Origin of the sequence: Parvimonas parva, from assembly GCF_045866535.1 — a bacterium.
Taxonomy (GTDB): domain Bacteria; phylum Bacillota; class Clostridia; order Tissierellales; family Peptoniphilaceae; genus Parvimonas; species Parvimonas parva.
On the sequence record NZ_AP038371.1, the window covers coordinates 1,248,560 to 1,272,142 of the forward strand.

The following is a 23,583-nucleotide window of genomic DNA, read 5'->3' on the forward strand; positions in this document are numbered from 1 at the left end:
CTAAAAAAAAGTTATTGCGAAAATCACAATAACTTTTTCTTTAACTATTTAATTACTTTTGCATTTACTTCATCAAGAATCATTTCAAGGAACTCTTCTGCTTTCATTGAGCCTTTATCTCCCTCTCCACGTTTTCTAACAGAAACAGTTTTTTCGTTTACTTCATTTTCTCCAACTATCAAGCTGTAAGGAATTTTAGCAAGTTGTGCCTCTCTAATTTTTAATCCAATTTTTTCAGCTCTATCATCAACTGATACTCTTATATCTTTTTTAGCAAATGCTTGTTTTAGCTCATAAGCATAGTCGTTAAATTTATCTGAAATCGGTAAAATTTTAACTTGTTCAGGTGATAACCATGTTGGGAATGACCCTTTATATTCTTCAATTAGATAAGCTATAAATCTTTCCATTGTTGAAACAATTCCTCTGTGGATTACAACAGGTCTGTGATTATTCTTTCCGTCTTCTCCAACATAAGTTAAGTCAAATCTTTCCGGTAACAAGAAGTCAAGTTGAATTGTAGAAAGAGTTTCTTCTAAACCTATTGCAGTTTTTACTTGAACGTCAAGTTTTGGACCATAGAAAGCAGCCTCTCCTTTTGCTTCAAAGTATTCATATCCCAAGTCGTCCATTGCCTTTTTAAGCATTGTTTCGGCATTGTTCCACATTTCATCATTATCAAAATATTTTTCTTTATTTTCAGGGTCTCTGTAACTTAATCTAAATCTATAATTCTTTATGTCAAAATCTTCGTAAACAGATTTCATTAAGTTTACAACTCTTGTAAATTCTTCTTGAATTTGGTCAGGACGAACAAAAATGTGAGCGTCATTCAAAGTCATTTCTCTAACTCTTTGAAGCCCTGATAATGTTCCACTCATTTCGTAACGGTGCATCATTCCAAGTTCTGCAATTCTGATAGGAAACTCCTTGTAACTATGAACTTCATTATTGTAGATTTCCATGTGATGAGGACAGTTCATAGGTCTTAAAACTAACATTTCTCCATTTCCTAAGTCCATTGGAGGGAACATACTGTCTTGGTAATGGTCCCAATGTCCTGAAGTTTTATATAAATCAACATTTGCAAGGATTGGTGTATAAACATGTTCATATCCACATTCAATTTCTTTATCTACTATATATCTTTCAACTACACGTCTAATTGTTGCTCCCTTTGGTAACCAGAAAGGAAGTCCTGCACCTACATTTTGGCTAATCATAAAGATTCCCAATTCTTTACCGATTTTTCTGTGGTCTCTTTGTTTTGCATCTTCTAAATATTCTAAGTATTCATCTAAATCTTTTTTCTTTTCAAAAGTTATACCGTAAATTCTTTGTAGCATTTTATTTTTTTCGCTACCTCTCCAATATGCACCTGCAATACTCAAAAGTTTAACAGCTTTAATTTTCTTTACATCAACAAGATGAGGTCCTCTACAAAGGTCAGTAAATTCTCCTAATTCATAGAAAGAAAGCTCAGCATCTGCATCAAAACCTTCGATTAAGTCAATTTTATAATCTTGTCCTTTTTCCGCAAAATATTTTAAAGCAAAATCTCTATCTACTTCTTTTCTATCTACTGAAAATCCTTCTTTTACTATTTTTTTCATTTCTTCTTCAATTTTAATCAAATCTTCCGGTGTGAATTTATGATCAGAATCTAAGTCATAGTAAAATCCGTTTTCTATTGATGGTCCGATACCAAACTTTGTATCAGGGAAAAGTCTTTGAATGGCAAGAGCCATAACATGACTTGATGTATGCCAGAAAATATCTTTTCCTTCTTTATCCTCAAACTTTACAAATTTAACTGTGCAATCTTCTTTTAATGTTTCACTTAAACCTTTTGTAATCTCATCATTTATAACTGCTCCTAAAACATTTCTTGCAAAACCTTCAGAAATACTGATTGCAACATCTAAAATTTTTACACCTTTTTCAAATTCATGAACAGACCCGTCAGGGAATGTAACTTTAATCATTTCCATATCTTCCTCCTATTTTTCTATACAAAAAGAGCCTTCACCCCTACAACGTAGGGACGATGGCTCGTGGTTCCACCCTAATTACTTCTTAATTAGATAAAAGACTCCATAATAGTTTTCAAAAAACGGTATCTTAAATGGAATTACAGCCACGTTCCACTCTCTCTTAAAGCCCTATTTTCCTACTCGTTACTTCAACGTCTATATTAACTTTAACAATCCTTCAAAATCAACAGTCTTTTGCTCTCCAGTTTTTAAATCCTTAACTGTGTAAGTATTTGTATTTTTCTCGTCCTCTCCAACTATGATTATATAAGGAATATTTAACTTGTCTGCATAAGATATTTTTTTCTTCATCTTTGCATCTTCAAAATATATTTGTATTATTTTACCACTATTTTTAAATAAATTCAATAGTTTTATGGCATAATCATAACAATTTTCCATCGGAATGATTAAAGCATCAATACTATTTACCTTTATTTCCTTAAATAAATTCTTATCAAGTAGTTGGTAGAACAGTCTTGTAAGTCCGATAGAAATACCAACACCGGGCAAAACTTGACTTGTATAATTACTTGAAAGATCGTCATATCGACCTCCGGAGCATACACTTCCAAGTTGTCTATAATTTTCTAAAAATGTTTCATAAACAGTTCCTGTATAATAGTCAAGACCTCTTGTTATCGTCAAGTTTATTCTTATAAATTCATCAGGAATACCAAAAAGTTTCATACAAACATAAACCTCTTTTAACTCCTCAACCCCTTTTACAAAAAGTTCATTTGAAATTTCTAAAGAATTTAACTTTTCGATAATTTCCTCATTACTTCCGGATATATTTATAAATTCTACAATTTTTTCTATAACATTATCAGAAATGTCGATAGCTTTAAGCTCTGAAACAACTTTTTCAAGACCGATTTTTTCAATCTTATCAATAATTCTTAAAATATCTGTCTTATTCTCAATACCTAAACTTTCAAAAAAGCCATTTATAATTTTTAAATTACTAAAATTAATCGCAAACTTTTCGTTTATAATCTTTGAAAAAATTTCATAAATTATATAAGGAAGCTCTGCATCATTTTTTATATCAAGTTTTCCATTTCCAATAACATCAATATCACATTGATAAAACTCTTTATATCTTCCCTTTTGATTTCTCTCTCCACGATAAACTTTACCTATATGGTATCTTCTAAAAGGAAAATTCAAATCATTAAAATACTGAGCAACATATCTCGCCAAAGGAACAGTCAAATCAAATCTTAAAGAAATATCCTTGCTTTCAGAATCAATCTTAAAAATTTGTTTTGTAGTTTCTCCACCACCCTTAGCCAAAAGAATCTCATTCTTTTCAAAAACAGGCGTATCTATCGGTAAAAAACCACGCTTTTTAAAAGTATCCTCAATTATATTTTTAACATTATCAAACAAAATTTGTTCACTAGGCAAAAGTTCCATAGTTCCAACAACATTGCTTGGCTTTATAAATCCCATAATTACCTCCATAGTGAAATAATCCCACCCAAATCGACAAATTCTTCATCTTTTGGAAAAATTATTTTCACATTTTCTTCATCTGCTATGTGTTTAATTATATCATAATCTTTGTATTTTGTCACATCACCATAGAACAATAAAGTATCATCAGAAACAAAACCGCAAGTTCCTCCGATAAATCCATTTTTATATCCATTTAATATAATTCCGTCTGTTGTAACAACTTTCACATTTATTTTTTCATTTTTTAAAGTCTTATAAATTCCCTCATCACTTGTTATGATATGATTTTTAAAACAAATCATACTACAATTTGCATATCCCTGATTTACTTTTATATATTTTCTATTCAAACTCAGCTTTTCAAAAATTTCATTTGTTGTAAATTTTTCATTATGAAAAAAGTACTTATCATTCTTTGAGATATTTAAAACAATTTCACTATTTTTAAAACCTGAAACGCAAATTCTTTTTAACCTAAACTCTTTTAAAAATTCACTATAATATTCAAAAACAGAATCTTCAATATAAATTTCATCATCAATTTTTAAAACGCTAATATCGATATGGTCATTATAATTTTTATTAAATTTTTCATTATCTACACTTTTTATATATTCAATATTTTTTGAATTTAAAAGTTCAAAAAAACTTTCACTAGCTTTATTACTAACTAAAACTTTTTGTAACATATTAATCTCCTAAATGATTAAATTTTATGTAATTGGGTATAATTAATCTTAGTAATTATGACTTAACTTTTTTAAGTTATGTATATTATATCATATTTCCATTTTAATAAATTTAAAAAGGTAAATATGATGAAATAAATATTCTTTTACACAAGAATTGTAAATTCATATTTATTATATCACATTTATTTAGGAGGATGTTTATGTTAAAAGAATTTAAAGAATTTGCCTTAAAAGGTAATGTAATGGACTTGGCAGTTGGGGTAATTATAGGTGGAGCATTCGGAAAAATCGTTACTTCTTTAGTAAATGACATTTTAATGCCTTTACTTTCAATTTTAACAGGTGGTATTAATTTTTCAGATCTAAAAATTGTATTAAAAGCTGGAGATAAGTCTAAAGAAATTGCAGAAGTTGCTTTTAAATACGGAGCATTTATTCAAAATGTTATTGATTTTCTAATTATTGCTTTCTGTATCTTTATGATGGTAAAAGCTATGAATAAGCTAACAAGAAAGAAAGAAGAAGTAGTTGAAGAAACACCAAAAGCTCCAACTCAAGAAGAAATCTTAACAGACATTAAGAATATCTTAGCAGAAATAAAAGAAAAATAATCAAAGAAAAATAAGAAAAAAACAAAAGCTACGAAAAAAAAATCGTAGCTTTTTTGTTATCTATTCTATACTTATTCCGTTCGACAAGTCGAAAATCGGTATTGCTATTGAAAAGACGATTAATGCAACAAAGAGTGAAATTAAAATTATTATAATAGGTTGTAAATATTGTAATATTTTATCGACTGAATAATTTATTTTTTGGTCGTAATACTCTGTCGCGCTTTCAAGTATTTCAACTAAGTTTTCACTACTTTCTCCTATTGCAACCATATTTATAAATGCAAGGTTGAAAATCAAATCATCTTCCAAAGAATTTGCAATTAGCTTTCCACTTTTTATTTTTAAAATAGCATCTTCTAGATGTTCACTAATAAAAATGTTTCTTGTAGAATTTTTTACAATTTCCAAAGCCTCAACTATACTTATATTTCCATTTAACAAAATCGTAAGATTTTTTGCAACTATTGAAGTGATGTAATTTTGGTAATGCACCTTTATATAAGGAATTTTAAAAAGCATTTTTCCAAAGAATTTTCTAACTGAATATTTCTTTGAAATAAATTTTATAAAAATAACAAAAATTAAAATTCCTAAAATTATATATAAATAATTTTGCTTTACAAAATTTGTACTTTTTACTAAAAATTTTGTAACTTTAGGAAGTTCTACATTACTATCTTCAAAAATCTCTAAAAACATTGGTATTACATTGTTTAAAAGAAAAACTAAAACCACAAATGTAACAAAAAGTAATATAATAGGGTAAGTCATTATACTTATAAGTTTTTGTTTCAGTTTGTATTTCTTTTCGTAATACAATGATAAATACAAGAAAACTTCCGATAATTTTTCTGAACTCTCCCCGGATTTTATTAAAGATAAAAATAAATTGTCAAATTTTTTCGTTTCCGAAAAAGATTGATATAAGTCAAATCCTTTTAATAAGTTTTCATAAACTTCTGCAAAAATTTTCTTTAAAGTCTTATTTGGAGAAGTTTTTGAAAGTAAATTTATCGTTTCAGCAGTATTAATATTTGATTTTAAAAGAAGTCCCGCCTCTTTTAGGGAAATACTTAAATCAAGTAAATTAAGTTTATTTCCAATTTCCATATTTAAAATATTAAAAAACTTTTCTTTAAAACTCATTTTCAAACTCTCCTAATGAAAACAAAATTTTATTAACCTCTTCAAAACTTGTTATACCGTCAGCAATTTTTCTAAGTCCGTTTTTATACAAACTTTCATTTCCATTTTTTCTAAAGTATTCATAAAGTCTAACACTGTTACAATTTTCATTTATGATTTCTTTTATTTCATCATCTAAAATTAAATGCTCTAAAATCAAAGTTCTTCCAATATATCCACTATTACAATCTTCACAGCCACATTTATCGTAAATATATTTTGGAATTTCAAGACCGTTTTTCTTAAAATTCTCCTTTTCAAATTCAGTTAAAGCTCTTTTAACTTTACATTTTGGACAGAGTTTCCTAACAAGTCTTTGCGATAAAATAGCAATTACTCCGGAAGAAATTACATAATTTTCTATTCCCAAATTCAAAAGTCTAATTATCGCTGAAACCGTATCTGCTGTATGTAAAGTTGTAAAAATGAGATGCCCCGTTATCCCTGCTCTAAGAGCAATATTTGCAGTTTCTCTATCTCTCATTTCTCCAACCAAACCAACTTCAAAATCTTGTCTTAACATAGCTCTAAGTCCGGTTGCAAAGTCAAGTCCCAATGCTTGATTTATATTTATTTGGTTTATTCCACTAATTCTAACTTCAACCGGGTCTTCTAAAGTAATTATGTTGATACTTTCTTTTTGTAATTTTTTTACAAATGAGTAGAGTGTTGAAGATTTACCGCTTCCTGTTGGCCCACTTATGATTAAAACACCGTTTGGACTTTTTATAATATTTTCTATTAGATATTTTTCTTCTTCATAAAGTCCTAAATTGTCAATATCAATTTTAAAATTTCCGGAATTTAAAATTCTCATTACAATTTTTTCGCCCAAAATTACAGGAACAGATGCAACTCTAATGTCAACTGAATTTTCATTAAAATTAAAATCTAATCTTCCGTCTTGTGGCATTCTCTTAATTGTAATATCCATTTTTGAGATGATTTTTATACGAGAAATTATAATAGGAGCATTAAAACTGCTGACTTTATAGATATCAATAAGTTCTCCGTCAATTCTATATCTTATATAAAAAGCATCTTCTCTTGGCTCAAAATGTATATCTGATGCATTGTTTTCTATCGCAACAGATACTACTGTATTAACAAAATCTTCGACATTATCAACTTTATCAACAAAAATTTTTTTCATAACTTTCCTCTAAATAAACTTTCTTATAGACTTTGCAACTCCGTCATTTTTATTCGTATCAGTTATATAATCAACATTTTTCTTTACATTTTCCATAGCATTACCCATTGCAATAGAAAGTCCTGAAATGTTTAACATAGGAATGTCATTTTCTCCATCTCCTATTGCGATAGTTTCAGACAATTCTATATCATTAAGCCTACAAATTTCCCTTAAACAAGAACCTTTGTCTGTATCTTTTGCCATTAATTCAAAAAAGAAAGGCAATGAAAAAGCTAAAGTATATTCACTTTTTATCGTATCAGAAAACTTTTCTTCTAAAATTTTCAAAACATCATATTCTTGACAAATTCCAATTTTCAAGACCTTTTCTTCTAAATTATTTTCTAAAATATATTCCTTAACACTCTTAACCCTAATTATTTTAGGATTTATAAATTTAGAAATAATCTCAACATATTCATCATTTGAATCATTTGTAAAAATTAAATTTTCCAAAAAAACTATTGGTGTCAAATCATTCTTTTCAATAGTATCTAAAATATCAAAAAGATATTCTTTATTCAAACTCTTTACAAATTTTGGAACTTTGCTGTAAGTTGTAGAAATCAAACTACCATTTAAAGCTCCATAATAAGTATCTATTTTTAACTCCTCTAGTGTTTGTTTTATTGTAAATTCCTCTCTGCCTGAAATAAATGCAATCTTTACACCTTTTTCCATAGCGTAAAATAAGGCATCTTTAACAACATCTGAGATTCTATGCTCCTCATTAAAAGTTGTTCCGTCCATATCAAGTGCTATTAATTTATACATAATTTTCTCCTAACTTTTATCAAAAAAGGGACTTCAAAGTCCCCTCTAATTCTATTCAACCGTAACGGATTTCGCTAAATTTCTTGGCTTATCAACATCATTTCCCTTTGCTAAGGATACATAATAAGCAATAAGTTGACTTGCAACAACTGAAATTATAGGCATTAAAATTTCTATTGTACCCGGAATTAATATTTTTTCATCAGAAACGTCAAGATTGTTATCCAAGTGAGTTATTTCAACAACATGCGCTCCTCTTGTTTTAACTTCTTTTACATTTGAAATAATTTTTTCATATAATCTCTCTTGAGTCGCAACCACAAAAACAGGAGTTCCTTCTTCGATCAAAGCGATAGTTCCATGTTTTAACTCGCCAGCTGCAAAGCTTTCAGTATAGATATATGAAATTTCTTTTAATTTCAATGCACTTTCCATAGCAGTATAATAATCAAGACCTCTTCCTAAGTAGAAACAAGTATTCTTGTCTTTTAATTCTAATGCAATTTTTTTATAAATTTCTGTATCTTTCAATAAAGTTTCTATTTTGCTTGGCAATTCCTTTAAATTTGAAATTACATTTTTATATTCATCTAAAGAAATTGTCCCTAAAATTCTAGCAAATTTTAAAGCAATCATATAAAGAGCAGTAACTTGTGTTGTATAACCCTTTGTGCTTGCAACAGCTATTTCAGGTCCTGCCCAAGTGTAAAATACATTGTCTGACTCTCTTGCTATTGATGAGCCGACAACATTTGTAACACTTAAAATAGTTGCTCCTTTGTTTTTAGCCTCTCTAAGTCCCGCAAGTGTATCAGCAGTTTCTCCTGACTGACTGATGATTATAACCAAAGTTTTATCATCTACCATTCTGTCTGAATATCTAAATTCAGATGCAATATCGACAATTACAGGAAATCTTAAGGCTTTTTCTAAAATTCCCTTACTAACAAGCCCTGAATGATATGCTGTACCACAAGCCACAATATAGCATTTATTAAATTTACTTAAATTTTCATTTAATAAACTTTCCATTCCGTCTAAAACTAATTCATCATTTTCGTCTAATCTTCTAAGGAAAGTTTCTTCAATAACTTTTGGTTGTTCATAAATTTCCTTTAACATAAAATGGTCATAGCCGTCTTTTGTAGCTGCCTCAACAGACCAATCAATATGTTTAAGTTCTCTAGTAACAACATTGTTATCTTCATCATAAATAATATATTTTCCGTCTTTAAAATGAATTAAATCTCCATTTTCAAGATAAATAATATCTCTTGTATATTTCAAAACTGCAATAACATCTGACGCAATGAAAAACTCTCCATCGCCAATACCAACGATTAAAGGACTTTCTTTTCTAGTTCCAATAAGCTCTTTGGTATCTTGTTTTAAAATCCCAAAAGCATAACTTCCCTTTACTTTTTTTCTCATTTTAAAAACTGTACTTAAAAAATCTCCATCATCTAAGTCTTCCAATAATTGAGGAATAACCTCCGTATCAGTTTCTGATTTAAAAACAAAATTTTTAGCTAAAAGTTCTTCTTTTAAATGTAAATAATTTTCGATTATTCCATTATGAACTACTGCAAATTTTGAATTCATACTTAAATGTGGGTGTGAGTTTCCATCTGACGGAACTCCATGAGTTGCCCATCTTGTATGCCCTACACCAATATTTGAAATTTTATTTTTATATTCATTTTCTAATTTTTCTCTTAAATTGCTGATTCTTCCAACAGCTTTAACAACATCTATTTTATTATCTTCTAAAAATGCGATTCCAGATGAATCGTATCCTCTATATTCTAAAGTTTCTAATCCGTTTAAAATTACATCAATAGCATTTGAACTACCAATGTATCCAACAATACCGCACATAAAATTCCCTCCTAAAAATAATTTTATCGCTACTTATTCACATATAATATCACATTTTGCAAATTTTTTCAAGTAGAAAAATTAGCATATAGTGCGACACAATAGTTCAATACAATATAAAATCTTATTTAACTATTGCTATCAAATACTCCAAATCATAAAAAGTAGCTGAAGAAATTTCTACAAAAGAATCTTCAGGAAGTTTTCTAGTAATGTAAATATTAAAATCATCCACTTCAAAAAAATCAAAAGCATTTGTGTTTTTAGGCTTACCAATCGAAACCGACGGTTTTAATTCAGTTGAACAATTTCAGTTACTCCAACCTTTAAGCTCAACCATTATCTCCTTTTGATTTTCCTTTAAAAGTTTTTTTGCTTTTTCATTTATAACAACTTTTATATTAATCACTCCTAACAAAAAAAGACTGTATAAACAGCCTTTTAAACAATTATTCCATTAACTACCAAATTTTCCATAAATAGAAAACTCATAGTTGAAACAGTAACAGTATCATTAACTGCTTTAATTCCATTCATAACATACACATCTATTCCATCAATATTTTCTAATGTATATTTATCTAAATTTAAAGGTTTACCTAATGAAGCCATTGGTTTTAAAACAACACCACTTCAAGAACTGCAACCTCTAACCTCAACAGTCATAACACCATTGTTTTTCTTTTCTAAAAAATTTTTAGCTTTTTCATCAATTATAATTTTCATAATATTCACCTCTAATGTTCTGATACAAAGAATATACCCTCAACAAAATTTATGAAACTTTTTATCAAAATATTTTTCTAATTATATTTTTGTAATTTTCTTCCATTGGAGCAAAAAATTCTTTATCATTAAGGTAACTAAGCTCACCTTCTATATTTTTAAAAATTATAGTTTCTGCGTGTAAAAACTGGCTCTTTAAATCAAAATTATTTCTAAAAAATTTATTAACTTCCATATCGCCATACTTCACATCACCAATTATAGGAAATCCCTTAGAACTTAAATGACTTCTAATCTGATGAGTTCTACCCGTTACAAGTTTTATCTTAAGCAAACTAAAATTTTCATTATTCCTTTCAACATAAACTTCTGTTATGGACTCCTTACCATTTTTTGAAATACTTGATTTGTTTTTTTCTTCGTTCTTTTCAAGTTTTTCATTAATGATAAAATTTTTCTTAACATAACCACTTACAACAGTTTTATAATATTTTTCAACAGAGGTTTCTTTAATTCTATTTAACTCTCTAAGCGCCATTGAATTCTTAGCCCCAATAACAAGACCTGAAGTATTTCTATCAAGCCTATTTATTATCGCAGGAACAAAAGTTTTTTCAACTCTTGGATTGTAATCACCCTTTTCAAGCAAGTAGCCAATCATAAAATCAACCAAATTATTACCATAATCCTCTTTTGAAGATGCATGAGATAACAAATTTTTCGGCTTATTCATAACAATTATATTTTCATCTTCATAAACTACATCAAGTTTTTTAGAATATGAATACTTCTTAGTCTTTGAAATAATCAACTTTTCAAGTTCTTCCTCATAAATAAAAATATTCACAATATCATTTTCATTTAAAATATAATTTGCATCAACTCTTTTTTTATTAACTTTTATCTTTTTAGTCCTCAAAAACTTTTGAATCATAGACGTACTAGCATTATTCAAATACTTTTTCAAAAACCTATCGATTCTTTGAGCAGAATCATTTATATTTATTTCAACATTTCTCATAGTTTCTCACTTTCATATTTTGTTTACTTTTAACATCAAGCTATTAAAAAACATCACTCTACTTACTCCGTCATCCCTATTTGTGATAAAATTAAATTTTCTTTTAGATTAATTTATTGTGAATTTAATTATATCATATTTTCCATTTTATACGATTTTTTTAAAGTAAAATATGATGAAATTAAATTTTCTTTTGGATTAGTCTAAGGTAAATTTAATTATATCACAAAATCAAGAAAATAAAAAACACAACAAATGTTATATCCATCATTTACAAATGTACATTAAAGTATTTATTTGTTTAAATAAATATTTTTATTAAAAAAGGAAGTGAATTTTACTTTATCACTTCCTAAATTTTTTAATATTACATAATCTAACCTATAGACCACATAAATATTTAACTGTATAGGATACAAATATTCCTACATAATTTCCTAAAGCCCCTGCTATTATACCCATTATCAATCCTACATTTATAAGAGATTTCCAATTAGCTCCTGCCGCTGTAAGAGCAGATGTTGGTCCATCTACAATGCATCCTACCATTGATAAAATTACATATTCATATTTAATTTTTAATAATCTACATATTATTAAATGTACTAATATACAAAATATTAACATTAGTAATACATACAAAGTCATCATAAATGCTGAACCGATAAATTGTTTTAAATCAACTGCAAATCCTATTGTTGAAAGAAAAATTAAAGATAAAAACAATCCTAAATCTAAATTTCCTCTTAATTTTTTTACAGGTTTCAATTGAGAAATGATTATAGAAACAGTTGTAAGCATCAATAATCTTCCTGATTTCCAAAAATCTGCAGGAAATATTTTTTGAGAAATAATTGTAGTAAAAAATGTTACAGCAAAACCTATAGTAAGTAACCAAGTTATATCTTTTATTGACCATTTTTTATCGGACATAAGTGTTTCTTGTTCACCATCTTCTAATTCTTCATCACTAAGTTGATATGGCCAAAATTTATTCCATCTTTTTGATGCTTTAAGAATCATAGGAGATGCAAATAAAAATACCATAAGTGGTGTTGAAACAACATAATCTGCTGCATTTGCCGCAGCAAGAGTTTCTCTTGAACAATCAAGTCCTGTAGCTATAGCTGTTAAGTTAGGAGTTCCTCCTGTATAAGTTCCTACAAACATACCCGCGCATTTCCAACCTTCAATTATTTTCGGCGCAAAATAAATTCCCAATATTATAGCAACTATACAGACAGAAAAGATAGCAGAAACCAAAGCCAATAGAGGCTCTTTAGTAAGCTTTTTTAGCTCTTTAAAATTCATACTAAGCATACAAACTGAAATTGCAACTGGAACTAAATAAGTAGAAATTTCTCCATATAAATCATGAGAAATAGGAACAATATGGGTATTTGATAAAATAATCCCTAGTACTACAACTGTAAGAACAGGTCCTAAAGATTTAAAAACTTTATATTTTTGTACCCATAATGATAATGAAACCATTAGTAATATGACGAAAAGTAAACCGTCATTTCTTGTAATCAAAGCATTCAACAAATTTTCCCCCTTTAAATATATTGTTGTACATTCATTGTACAATAAATGCATTTAAAAAGTCAATATATTTTTTGTAATTTTTGCTCTCACATTCATTTACAAATGTACAAAAATCCCAAAGCTAAGGCTTTGAGATTTTTTTAATCAACTATTTATTTCTTTTTTTATTTATTGTAGCCATTGCTACCCTTTTTTCTAATTTTCTATTTTCCAATTAACTGATTTATTCTTTGAGTCGATTAAATCTTTATACAATCCGTTGTGTTCTATCAATTCGCTATGTGTTCCGGATTCTTCGATATGTCCTTGGTTTAGAACTAAAATTTGATTTGCATTTCTGATTGTCTTTAATCTATGTGCAATCATTATAACGGTTTTATCTTTTGTCAGCTCTTCGATTGCATTTTGTAATTTATCTTCATTTTCAGGGTCAACATTCGCAGTTGCCTCGTCAAATATTATTATCGGTGCATCTTTTAGCATAGCTCTTGCGATTGAAATTCTTTGTTTTTCTCCTCCTGAAAGGTTAGAACCTCCCTCAACAATAATTGTATCGTATCCATCAGGTAAACTCATAATAAAGTCGTGGCACATAGACTTTTTAGCAACTTCAATAACTTCTTCTCTAGTTGCATTCGGCTTTCCAAATTTTATATTGTTTTCTATTGTATCTTCAAAAAGATAAACATTTTGGAAAACAAAAGAAATATTTTTCATTAAATTTTTAAGTGAATATTCTCTTATATCCTTTCCACCAATCAAAATACTTCCTGAATTCACGTCCCAAAATCTTGCAATCAAATTACAAAAAGTTGTCTTTCCGGAGCCTGACGGCCCAACTATTGCAGTTAAATTATTTTGATTTATCTTACAAGAAATATTATTCAAAATCTTCTTTTTATTGTAACTAAATTCAACATTTCTAAATTCTATATCAAAGTTATCAATTTCTTTTTCAACGATTCCCTCTTTCATATCAGGAATTTCATTTACATAATTTAGTGAATCTATCGCATTTTCAGTAACTCTAAGAATTGCCATTACACTGCCCGCTCCGATAATCCCATTAAAAATTACATAACTTGCAATAGTAAGCATAATTAAATCGGACAAAATTATACTACCTGCAACATACATATTAAAAGAAACATAAAGCATACAAGATGTTGTTATGGCGATTACAATCTTTTGAATTATGTTGTAAGGAATTAAAGTTTTTTCCAAGCCCAATGTATAATCACGAACATCATCAAAAGATTTTTCCAAATCTTTATTATTTTCATTAACAAGATTATATGACTTAATAATTTGCATTCCTAGAAGTGCAGATAGAACTTGTGAAGTAAGTATTGCTTGTATCTTATGCGCCTTCATAGCATTTTTTCTGGATTTTCTTTCCATCATGGCAGTTACAAATAAAAATGCAAATATTCCTAAAGTTGCAATCAAAGCAATTTTGTAATTAAAGAAAAACAATCCAACAACAAAAACAAAAGTTGTAAGCATTCCTCCAAGTACCATTACAAGTAACATTGGCACCCACATTTCTATTTGACTTAAGTTTGTAGTCGCAAGAGTTGTAAGTTTTCCAAGATTAAAACTTGAGAAAAATCCCATTGGAACTTTTTTGATTTTTTCTCCAATTTCTATTCTCCTATGAGCAGACATAAAATATCCTGCATGAGTTTGTTGTAGCTGTGAAGTCTTTTGAGTAAAAATCTTCCCAACCACACATACAAGCATAATCAAAAATACAATTAAGGCATCTCTAGTTTCTAAAGTATTTGTAAAAATTTTATTTAGAATATAATAAATTGCGCCAAATTGAAAAGAGTTAAATATTGCATTTAAAAGTGCAAAGAAAATAGAAAATTTTATATTTTTTTGTTCTTTTATGGAAAAATTCCATATTTTTCTAAATACTGTAAGCATTACTCTTCCCCCTTTATTGCAGAATCCCACATTTCCTTATAAAGTTTTGAATTTTCAATAAGTTCATTATGTGTTCCTTTTGAATTTATTTTCCCATTTTCTATAACAAAAATTTCATCAACATTTGTTACAGTTCTAAGTCTATGAGCAATCATAATCAAAGTTTTGCCCTTAACCAAATTACTGATTGACTCTTGTATAATACTTTCATTTTCAGCATCAATATAAGAAGTTGCCTCGTCCAAAATAACTATTGGTGCATTTTTAAGCATAGCCCTTGCAATAGAAATTCTTTGTCTTTCTCCTCCGGACAAATGACTTCCACCCTCTCCAACAATAGTATCGTATCCATTCTCCAAATTTATAATAAATTCGTGGCAACCTGATTTTTTAGCCATTTCAACAATTTCTTCATCAGTTGCATCAGGTTTTGCAATTCTTATATTTTCCCTTATGCTAATATCAAAAAGGAAATTATCTTGTGAAACATAAGAAATCAAATCAGAAAGTTTTTTCAAAGAAATATCTTTCAAACTAACTCCACCGATTTTTATATCTCCCTTGTCAATATCCCAAAAACCTGCAATTAACTTTGTAATCGTACTCTTACCACTACCACTTGGCCCAACAAACGCAGTAGCTCTATTTTCCTTTATATTTAAGGATAAATCTTCTAAAATTTGTTTATCTTCATTATATGCAAATGAAACATTTTCAAAGTCTATATCAAAATTTTTAATTTCAAAATCAGAATTTGAATGTAGCAATTCTTTTGAACTTAAAATTCCTTGAATTTCTCCTGTTATTGTTCCAATTCTAGCTAAATCATCAATATAAGCTGAAATCTTTATTAAATTTTCAATAGTTCCAAAAGATAAAATAATTATTGCAATTAAATTTACAACATTCAAACTTCCATTCAAATAAAAAATAACACTAAAAGGCAAAATAGTTAAAAGTCCCATTGGAGATAAATGCATACCCATTGCAGACCTTATTGAACAAGACTTCATCCAATTATAGAAAAAACTGGCATTATCATAAACAGACTTAGAATATTTTTCATAAGAGCTGTCGCTTTGATTAAAAGCCTTAATAACCTCAACCCCATTAATATACTCAACAACTGAATTATTCATCTTTTGTCCTATTTCAACAGACTTTTTATAACTTAATTGATAGCTTTCATTCATAATTGTTGCCATTGCACCAAAACCAATTACAAGAGGAATTAAAGACAACAACATAAGACGCCAATCTAAAATCAACATATATCCTAAAAGCACAATAGGTCCAACTAAATTGGCCGTTACCTCGGGAATAATATGCGCCAAAGAAGTTTCCATATGATCAACTTGGTCAACAATTATGTCCTTTAATTTTCCCGTACTGTAATTTAAAATATCTCCTAAAGGCATTTTAAATAATTTCCCCATAATATCTTTTCTCATATCAGCCAAAACTTTAAAAGTTGCAGTATGAGAAATTAAAGTAGAAATCCCTGCAAAAACTTCTTTCAAAACGAAAGCTCCCAAAATAAAAATAATATTTTGTGTATAGAAAGAAATATCCATATTTCCACTAACAACCAAAACCACTAACTTAGCAAGAATAATGTAAGTTATAAGTCCCATTACGACTCCCAAAATCGCAAAAATAACTGATAGTAAATAACTAAAAACATTTTTATTTACATACTTTTTTATCAGTTCCATAATTAACCCTCCTATCTATCTAAATTTTTAAAATAATTTTTTATCATATCTTTTAAATTTTCTTTATTTTTATAAAAGTTTTCCTTTGCCTTTAAAATTTCTCCTCCCAAAATTAAACTATTTATAAAATCAGAAAAGAACCTATCATCTATAAAATCAAAATTAATACCCATATTTTTCAAAAGACTTCTCATATTAATCAAAGTTTCTCTTTCCAATTTCAAATATAAGTTTTCCAAAGATTCATCATAATTTTTTTCTTGAAGAAACATAACATAAACAGCCAAAAGCTCATTATCAGCTAAAATTTTCTCTACAATAATTTCGGAAAGAGCATCATATTTATCTATATCTTTATGCTCTTTTAAAAAATTATCTACAACATTATATCTATAATCACAACCATCTTCCATTAAATCATACATCATTTCCGTTGTACTCTTGTAATGTCTATAAACTCCACCTTTACTTAAGCCACTCTCTGCTATTACATCCTCCATAGTCGTATTGTGAAATCCCTTACGAATAAAAACGTCCTTCGCACAATATCTAATCTGCCTCTTTCTCTCATCAGCAGGTAGTCTTTCATTACGCATAATAAATCTCCTTTTTGTAAATATTTATATTTTATACACTAAAAATAAAGCGACACAATCGTCGTTAAATATATTATACAACTTTTAATAATTCTTTTCAATATTTTTTTTAAAAAATTTATATTGATTTAGTATTTCTATTTACAAAAATATGAATATTTATATATGATATAAAAAATATGTTTTTTTAAAATTTAAAAAACAAATTATTTAGGAGGAGAAATTTATGTTAAAAAATTCGGTAGTATTAGTTATCGGCTTTTTAGTTCTTGCAATCTAGGATATTTTTAAAAAATATAATTTAATCAAAAAGTTAATAAAAATTTTTTGTTTTCTATTTTACATCTATTAGCATTTGATTATAAAATAATTTAACGAAATTTTATTAAAAATATCTTAGATGAAAGAATAAATAAAAATACCCTCCTTACTGGTTTGTCCAGTAAAGAGGGTACATATCAAATCTTAAAGGTCGATTTTTTTCTATTTGAGTTATCTATTGACTCTCTTTTTTTCTTTTAAATGCTACAACAAGTAATCCTGCTGAAAGTATCATAAGAAAAGTGTACAATTCTATGTTCATACTATTAGCTGTCTTTGGAAGTGTCTTATTGTTAGCTACTTGTGGCTTTCCACCTGGTTGTGTTGGATCTTCTGGTCCTACAACTGGTGGATATTTTGGATCTACTGGTGGATCTTTTGGATCTACCGGTCCTACTACTGCTGGATCTGTAGGTGTTGGAGTTGGTGTTAGTTTTTCCTTTACTGTTAATGTATTTGTTTGTGCAGTTAATGGATTTTTTTCTGCAGTTAATGGATTTTTTTCTGCAGTTAATGGATTTTTTCCTGCAGTTAACAAACCTTTTGTTAATTTTACGGCTTTTTCATTGTTTGCAGCTACTGTATTTGTTTCTGCTGTCAAGTTTCTTTTTGTTAATGTTACAGGCTTGTTGTTGTCATCTAATGTTAAAGCTGTATCATTTTCTGGATCTGTTGTGATTTTATATGTTCCAAAGTCTTTAAATGCTACGTCTTTTGTTAAGCCTTGCTTATCTGTTAATCTTACTTCAAGTCCTGATAAATCTAGTTTTTCTCCTTCTGTGTAGCTTAACTTTTTAGGCTGTTTTGTTACTTCCATAGATACTACATGTTCCGGGTCAAATTCGATTTCTTCAACTGTAATTTCTGCACCTGCAATTGCTTTTTCTCCTTTTTTAACTTCATCTGGATTTTCACACAATTGATAGCGAAATTTTATAGGGTTAGTTGAACCGTCCCAAGTAAATCCATCTTCTTCTAGTTGTACATCAGACTCAATAATTCTATTCTTATCAAAACCTTGGGGAAGTTTATCAAATGGAACTTTTTTACTTCCTTTTTTAACTTTTACAGTATATTGTGCTGGCGTTAACCTAAGACTATATCTATAAGTCGAAGGAGTTGCATCTTCTTTTTTAACTAGCTTTATAGATATCAGTGGATTTTTTTCGCTATGTAACTCAGTAAGATTTATGTTTTTACTTACATCTAAACTTGTTAACTTGTTTCCATAACAATTCAAGTGAGTAAGATTTGTGTTTTGACTTACATCTAAACTTGTTAGATTGTTTTCATCACAATCCAATTGAGTAAGATTTGTGTTTTGACTTACATCCAAACTTCTTAGATTGTTTCTATAACAACTCAATATAGTAAGATTTGTGTTTTGACTTACATCTAAACTTGTTAGATTGTTGGACAAACACCACAATGCAGTAAGATTTATGTTTTTACTTACATCCAAACTTGTTAGATTGTTTGTATGACAACTCAATATAGTAAGATTTGTGTTGTTACTTACATCTAACTCTGTTAGCTTGTTGGCAGAACACTGCAATTTAGTAAGATTTGTGTTGTTACTTACATCTAACTCTGTTAGCTTGTTTCTATAACAATCCAATTTAGTAAGATTTGTGTTGTTACTTACATCTAAACTTTTTAGCTTGTTTCTAGTACAAGCCAATTCAGTAAGATTTGTGTTGTTACTTACATCCAAACTTGTTAGACCGTTTGCATCACAAACCAATTTAGTAAGATTTGTGTTGTTACTTAAATCTAAACTTGTTAGCTTGTTTTCATAACAAAACAAGTCAGTAAGATTTTTAAAATGTTCAATTCCTTTTAAAGAAGAAACTGATGTTCCGTATATATCAATACGTTTAGCCTCATCTAACTCGTCCTGACTTAAATAGCCATTTTGATCTTTATCAAACTCACGACTTACATAATTTCTAAATTCTTCATTCTCAAAGTTTGTTTCATTTATCTCTACATTGCCATTTGCATAGCTAGCTATTGGATTTAAAGGCAGACAACCCATAAACATCACTAGAGCAAGAAAAAATCCCATTATCCTTTTCATTTTCATTTCACCCCTATTTTTTATTTTTATATTTTCTTACATTTAAATTATATATATATATATATTGTCAATAGTTTTTTTACATTTTTTATCCTAAATTGCAAAAATTCTAATCAAAAATCTTAAATACAAATCTCTCTTGTCTAATAAATTTATTAATCTAAACATATTCCTAATAATAAAAACTGACCTTTTAAGTAAAGCTAAAAGGTCAGTTAATTTTATCTATTTATCTTCTTTTTTTGACTCTTCAATGATTTTTTCTGCGATATTTGCAGGTACTTCTTCGTATCTGTCAAATTCCATTGAGAATTCTCCTCTTGCATGAGTCATTGACCTCAAGTCGATAGCGTATTCAAAAAGTTCTGAATGTGGCGCCTCTCCGACTACAAGTTGAGTTCCGTCTTCAAGCATTTCCATACCTAAAACTTTTCCTCTCCTCTTGTTCAAATCTCCCATTACATCGCCCATATAAATTTCGGGAATTTTTACTTCTACTTTCATTATAGGTTCAAGTAAAACAGGTTTTGCTTGTTCCATACCTTTTTTGAAAGCTATTGAGGCTGCAATTTTAAATGCCATTTCGTTTGAGTCAACAGGGTGATATGAACCGTCATAAAGAGTTGCTTTTAAATTTACAACTGGATATCCTGCTAAAATTCCTTTTTCAAGACAATCTCTAATTCCTTTTTCAACTGCAGGGAAGTAATTTCTTGGAACTGCTCCACCGAAAACTTCTTCAGCAAATTCAAATTCTTCTGTTGATGGTTCAAATCTCATAAATACATCTCCATATTGACCTGCACCACCGGATTGTTTTTTATGTTTACCTTGAACATCTGATTTACCTTTAATAGTTTCTCTGTATGCAATTCTTAAAGGAACGATATTGGTTTCAACACCATAAACATTTTTAAGTTTATCTAAAACAACTTGAAGTTGAACATTTCCTTGTCCACCGATTAAATGTTGTTTAGTTTCTACATTTCTTTCAGATACAAAACTTGGGTCTTCTTCATGTAATTTATGAAGAGATTGTGAAATCTTATCTTCATCATTTTTAGATTTTGGTTCTATCGCAAAATAAAGATTTGGTTTTGGATATTTAATCTTCTTGTAAAGAGTTTTATTTTGTTTATCACAAAGAGTATCTCCTGTTTCTGTTAAATTAAGTTTTGAAACTGCACCAATATCTCCTGCAACTATTTCAGAAGTTTCCAACTGAGTTTTACCCCTCAAGAAGAATAATCCTGCTGACTTATCCATTTCATCTTTTGTAGAGTTAAAAATTTCAGTATCTTTACTAATCTTACCACTCATAACTTTAAAAATTGAAATTCTTCCAACGAATGGGTCAACAATAGTTTTAAATACAACTGCTGAGAAAGGCTCATTTACACAAATATTTCTAACATTTTCATCTTCATTTCTAAAGCCCCTCTTCGCTCTCTCATCATTTGGAGCAGGCATATAATCTGTGATGATATCAAGTAACATATCAATTCCAGCGCCTGTTGTAGCAGAACCACAAATCAAAGGAACGGCTGAACCGTTTAACAATGCACTTGTAACACCTTTCATAAATTCTTCGTGGCTAAACTCTTCACCGTCAAAGAATTTTTCCATAAGTTCGTCATCAGTTTCTGCAACAACTTCTACGATTGTATCATAAACGTGATTTACTTCTTCAACTCTTATTTCAGGAATTTCAACTTCTTTTCTTTCAAATCCATCATATTCATAAGCTTTTTTATTTAAAACATCAATAATACCTTTAAAATTTTCACCTTCGCCTAGAGCAAGAGTGAAAGGAATAACCTTTTTACCAAAAGCAATATGTAAATCACTAACAACTTTTGCAAAATTTACATTTTCTTTATCCATCTTGTTTACAAAAATAATTCTTGGTAATTCAATATTTTCAGTATATTTTAAAACTTTTTCAGCTCCAACTTCTATACCGTTTTGCGCATCTAAAACAACCAAACAAGCCTCAGATGCTCTAAGAGAACTGTAAACTTCCCCACTAAAATCAAAATACCCCGGAGTGTCAATTAAATTTATCTTAAAGTCTTTCCACTCAACCGGTGCAACAGCAGTTGAAATAGAAACTCCTCTTGAAATTTCTTCTTTATCAAAATCAGTTACGGTATTTCCGTCCTCAACCTTGCCAAGTCTTTTTAAATTGCCAGTCTTATAAAGTAAAGCCTCACAAAGAGAAGTCTTCCCACTGGCACTATGCCCAACTAACGCAAGATTTCTAATCTTTTCTGTTGAATATGATTTCATATTTAATTCCCCCTAACATTTCGTAAATATAGATAAATTAATACCTTAGTGATATTATAATATGGAAATGTTTTCAAGTCAAGTTTTTTTTGTAAAAAAGTTAAAATAAAAACACCCTTACAAATAGTTTTTTTATAAAAAAATTCCAGTATTTAATTTTAAAAACTGGAATTTTCATTGAATTTATTTAATTTTTTTAATTAATTGTAATATACATTCAAATACAATCAACAACAAAACATACAATACCATAAATTTTATGATATCTTGTTTGTATACTATTAAAATTATCAAAAACGTTATAACTGAAATCAAATACTTTTTAAAAAATTTATTTACTACCATAATTAATATCTCTATTTTGTAAAATAAATTGCCAAAATATTAGATGCTAAAACAGGAATCCATCCAGTAGAAGTATCTTCTTGAGCAAATGATTTTGAAAAATTAACACCTGATAAAATAGGACTAGATATAATTCCCAAAGCTAACAAAATACTAATTTTTTTCTTAATTTTCATAACAAACCTCCAATTTTTATAACTTAAGTTAAAAAACGCTTTTGATATATTTATTGTAACATAGAAATAGAACAAAAACAATGTTAAATTTAAAATAACTCCATATATAATATATATAATTAAAACAAAAAAAGAGTGAGTTTAAACCCACTCTTATCTATGCTACTTCATTTACTTTTTCAGCCATTTTCTTTAACAATCCTGGATGAATTGCATTTGTAGGACATTTATCTGCAGCTTGTAAAAGTAATGTTTCGTCTAAGCCTTGTGTATAATTTACAACTGCTAGATTATTTTCGATAGTAAATGCCTCAGGATAAACTCTCGCACACATTTTACAACCGATACAACCAACTTTACAAGCATTCTTTACAACATTTCCTGCTGCAAAACTCTTACATTTAACCATAACTGTTTGTTCATAAGGAACTAAATCAATTAAGTTCTTTGGACAAATATCTATACATTTGTTACAAGCTGTACAATTTTCTTTATTTACAACTGCAAGTCCATTTATCATATCTATTGCATTAAATCCACAAACATCTTGACAAGTACCACAGCCTAAGCAACCATAAGCACAAGTCTTACTTCCTCCTTGCATTGAGTTGTTTACCCTACAATCTCTAATGCCGGTATATATGTATTTTTCTTTTGCAAATTCTTTATCTCCTTGGCACATTACACAAGCTACCATTCTTTGAACTTCTCCTGCCTCTGTTCCTAAGATTCTTGCAAGTCTTGCAACTAAGTCGGCACCCCCAACAGGACAAGCATTTATTCCAGCTTTTCCTTCTGCAATAGCTTTTGCAAGTCCATCACAGCCTGGAAATCCACAAGCACCACAGTTTGCTCCTGGTAATTCTCCTCTAACTTGTGCAACTCTTTCATCAACTTTTACAAAAAATACTTTTGATGCGAATGCAAGTATCAATGCAAATAAAATACCTAAAATACTAAGTACCAAAACTGGTATCATTATTTCATTCATAATCTCAC

18 protein-coding genes are annotated in these 23,583 nt (G+C 28.7%); 1 reads left to right on the plus strand and 17 read right to left on the minus strand.

The features are described from left to right. Positions 1 to 44: 44 nt before the first annotated feature. From thrS to ACKTSI_RS06220, 3 genes are all read right to left on the minus strand, one after another. Positions 45 to 1,991 carry a threonine--tRNA ligase gene (thrS, locus tag ACKTSI_RS06210; RefSeq protein WP_407862717.1) on the minus strand — a complete coding sequence of 649 codons (1,947 nt, stop codon included), beginning with the start codon at positions 1,989 to 1,991 and terminating at the stop codon, positions 45 to 47. Positions 1,992 to 2,189: 198 nt separating this feature from the next. After that, positions 2,190 to 3,491 (minus strand): histidine--tRNA ligase, encoded by a 1,302-nt coding sequence (hisS, locus tag ACKTSI_RS06215; protein ID WP_288868646.1) that lies wholly within the window; start codon positions 3,489 to 3,491, stop codon positions 2,190 to 2,192. Positions 3,492 to 3,493: 2 nt separating this feature from the next. Continuing rightward, complete coding sequence (locus ACKTSI_RS06220) at positions 3,494 to 4,186, minus strand: DUF6873 family GME fold protein (RefSeq protein WP_288868645.1); 693 nt, start codon at positions 4,184 to 4,186, stop codon at positions 3,494 to 3,496. A 203-nt stretch (positions 4,187 to 4,389) separates the two neighbouring features. On the opposite strand from ACKTSI_RS06220, the gene mscL reads away from it, so the two are divergent. Continuing rightward, on the plus strand, positions 4,390 to 4,800 hold the full coding sequence (mscL, locus tag ACKTSI_RS06225) for a large-conductance mechanosensitive channel protein MscL (RefSeq protein WP_353888438.1): 411 nt from the start codon (positions 4,390 to 4,392) through the stop codon (positions 4,798 to 4,800). Between the two features lie 60 nt (positions 4,801 to 4,860). On the opposite strand, the gene ACKTSI_RS06230 is transcribed toward mscL, so the two are convergent. The 14 genes from ACKTSI_RS06230 to ACKTSI_RS06295 form a co-directional block, all read right to left on the minus strand. After that, the gene (locus ACKTSI_RS06230) at positions 4,861 to 5,949 is read right to left on the minus strand and encodes a type II secretion system F family protein (protein WP_407862718.1); all 1,089 of its coding nucleotides are present in this window, start codon (positions 5,947 to 5,949) and stop codon (positions 4,861 to 4,863) included. Beyond that, complete coding sequence (locus tag ACKTSI_RS06235; RefSeq protein ID WP_308577667.1) at positions 5,939 to 7,141, minus strand: GspE/PulE family protein; 1,203 nt, start codon at positions 7,139 to 7,141, stop codon at positions 5,939 to 5,941. The genes ACKTSI_RS06230 and ACKTSI_RS06235 overlap by 11 nt, the downstream gene beginning before the upstream one ends. Before the next feature lie 9 nt (positions 7,142 to 7,150). Then, positions 7,151 to 7,957, minus strand: a complete 807-nt coding sequence (locus tag ACKTSI_RS06240; protein ID WP_407862719.1) for an HAD family hydrolase — start codon at positions 7,955 to 7,957, stop codon at positions 7,151 to 7,153. Between the two features lie 51 nt (positions 7,958 to 8,008). Next, entirely contained in the window at positions 8,009 to 9,835 is a 1,827-nt protein-coding gene (gene glmS / locus ACKTSI_RS06245) for a glutamine--fructose-6-phosphate transaminase (isomerizing) (protein WP_407862720.1), read from the minus strand. A 441-nt stretch (positions 9,836 to 10,276) separates the two neighbouring features. Further along, complete coding sequence (locus tag ACKTSI_RS06250) at positions 10,277 to 10,561, minus strand: CC/Se motif family (seleno)protein (protein ID WP_269902527.1); 285 nt, start codon at positions 10,559 to 10,561, stop codon at positions 10,277 to 10,279. A 64-nt stretch (positions 10,562 to 10,625) separates the two neighbouring features. Then, a complete protein-coding gene (locus ACKTSI_RS06255) occupies positions 10,626 to 11,582 on the minus strand; it encodes an RluA family pseudouridine synthase (protein WP_407862721.1) in 957 nt (318 codons plus the stop codon). Positions 11,583 to 11,963: 381 nt separating this feature from the next. After that, entirely contained in the window at positions 11,964 to 13,130 is a 1,167-nt protein-coding gene (locus ACKTSI_RS06260) for a DUF819 domain-containing protein (protein WP_201275846.1), read from the minus strand. A gap of 195 nt (positions 13,131 to 13,325) precedes the next feature. Next, on the minus strand, positions 13,326 to 15,062 hold the full coding sequence (locus ACKTSI_RS06265) for an ABC transporter ATP-binding protein (RefSeq protein WP_407862722.1): 1,737 nt from the start codon (positions 15,060 to 15,062) through the stop codon (positions 13,326 to 13,328). After that, a complete protein-coding gene (locus tag ACKTSI_RS06270; protein WP_407862723.1) occupies positions 15,062 to 16,777 on the minus strand; it encodes an ABC transporter ATP-binding protein in 1,716 nt (571 codons plus the stop codon). The genes ACKTSI_RS06265 and ACKTSI_RS06270 overlap by 1 nt, the downstream gene beginning before the upstream one ends. 11 nt (positions 16,778 to 16,788) lie before the next feature. Further along, positions 16,789 to 17,373, minus strand: a complete 585-nt coding sequence (locus ACKTSI_RS06275) for a TetR/AcrR family transcriptional regulator (protein WP_407862724.1) — start codon at positions 17,371 to 17,373, stop codon at positions 16,789 to 16,791. Positions 17,374 to 17,869: 496 nt separating this feature from the next. Next, positions 17,870 to 19,774 (minus strand): bacterial Ig-like domain-containing protein, encoded by a 1,905-nt coding sequence (locus tag ACKTSI_RS06280; protein ID WP_407862725.1) that lies wholly within the window; start codon positions 19,772 to 19,774, stop codon positions 17,870 to 17,872. A 225-nt stretch (positions 19,775 to 19,999) separates the two neighbouring features. After that, positions 20,000 to 22,063, minus strand: coding sequence for an elongation factor G (fusA, locus tag ACKTSI_RS06285; RefSeq protein WP_308577860.1), 2,064 nt, complete (start codon positions 22,061 to 22,063; stop codon positions 20,000 to 20,002). A gap of 356 nt (positions 22,064 to 22,419) precedes the next feature. Then, positions 22,420 to 22,584, minus strand: a complete 165-nt coding sequence (locus tag ACKTSI_RS06290; RefSeq protein ID WP_308577859.1) for a hypothetical protein — start codon at positions 22,582 to 22,584, stop codon at positions 22,420 to 22,422. 157 nt (positions 22,585 to 22,741) lie between these two features. Beyond that, positions 22,742 to 23,575, minus strand: a complete 834-nt coding sequence (locus ACKTSI_RS06295) for an RnfABCDGE type electron transport complex subunit B (protein WP_068474369.1) — start codon at positions 23,573 to 23,575, stop codon at positions 22,742 to 22,744. Positions 23,576 to 23,583 lie beyond the last annotated feature (8 nt).

Excerpts from the sequence above, each read along its gene's own strand:
- thrS (WP_407862717.1), bottom strand. The coding sequence starts at position 1,991 with ATGGAAATGATTAAAGTTACATTCCCTGACGGGTCTGTTCATGAATTT.
- hisS (WP_288868646.1), bottom strand. The coding sequence starts at position 3,491 with ATGGGATTTATAAAGCCAAGCAATGTTGTTGGAACTATGGAACTTTTG.
- ACKTSI_RS06220 (WP_288868645.1), bottom strand. The coding sequence starts at position 4,186 with ATGTTACAAAAAGTTTTAGTTAGTAATAAAGCTAGTGAAAGTTTTTTT.
- mscL (WP_353888438.1), top strand. The coding sequence starts at position 4,390 with ATGTTAAAAGAATTTAAAGAATTTGCCTTAAAAGGTAATGTAATGGAC.
- ACKTSI_RS06230 (WP_407862718.1), bottom strand. The coding sequence starts at position 5,949 with ATGAGTTTTAAAGAAAAGTTTTTTAATATTTTAAATATGGAAATTGGA.
- ACKTSI_RS06235 (WP_308577667.1), bottom strand. The coding sequence starts at position 7,141 with ATGAAAAAAATTTTTGTTGATAAAGTTGATAATGTCGAAGATTTTGTT.
- ACKTSI_RS06240 (WP_407862719.1), bottom strand. The coding sequence starts at position 7,957 with ATGTATAAATTAATAGCACTTGATATGGACGGAACAACTTTTAATGAG.
- glmS (WP_407862720.1), bottom strand. The coding sequence starts at position 9,835 with ATGTGCGGTATTGTTGGATACATTGGTAGTTCAAATGCTATTGATGTA.
- ACKTSI_RS06255 (WP_407862721.1), bottom strand. The coding sequence starts at position 11,582 with ATGAGAAATGTTGAAATAAATATAAATGATTCTGCTCAAAGAATCGAT.
- ACKTSI_RS06265 (WP_407862722.1), bottom strand. The coding sequence starts at position 15,062 with ATGCTTACAGTATTTAGAAAAATATGGAATTTTTCCATAAAAGAACAA.
- ACKTSI_RS06270 (WP_407862723.1), bottom strand. The coding sequence starts at position 16,777 with ATGGAACTGATAAAAAAGTATGTAAATAAAAATGTTTTTAGTTATTTA.
- ACKTSI_RS06275 (WP_407862724.1), bottom strand. The coding sequence starts at position 17,373 with ATGCGTAATGAAAGACTACCTGCTGATGAGAGAAAGAGGCAGATTAGA.
- ACKTSI_RS06280 (WP_407862725.1), bottom strand. The coding sequence starts at position 19,774 with ATGAAAAGGATAATGGGATTTTTTCTTGCTCTAGTGATGTTTATGGGT.
- fusA (WP_308577860.1), bottom strand. The coding sequence starts at position 22,063 with ATGAAATCATATTCAACAGAAAAGATTAGAAATCTTGCGTTAGTTGGG.
- ACKTSI_RS06290 (WP_308577859.1), bottom strand. The coding sequence starts at position 22,584 with ATGAAAATTAAGAAAAAAATTAGTATTTTGTTAGCTTTGGGAATTATA.
- ACKTSI_RS06295 (WP_068474369.1), bottom strand. The coding sequence starts at position 23,575 with ATGAATGAAATAATGATACCAGTTTTGGTACTTAGTATTTTAGGTATT.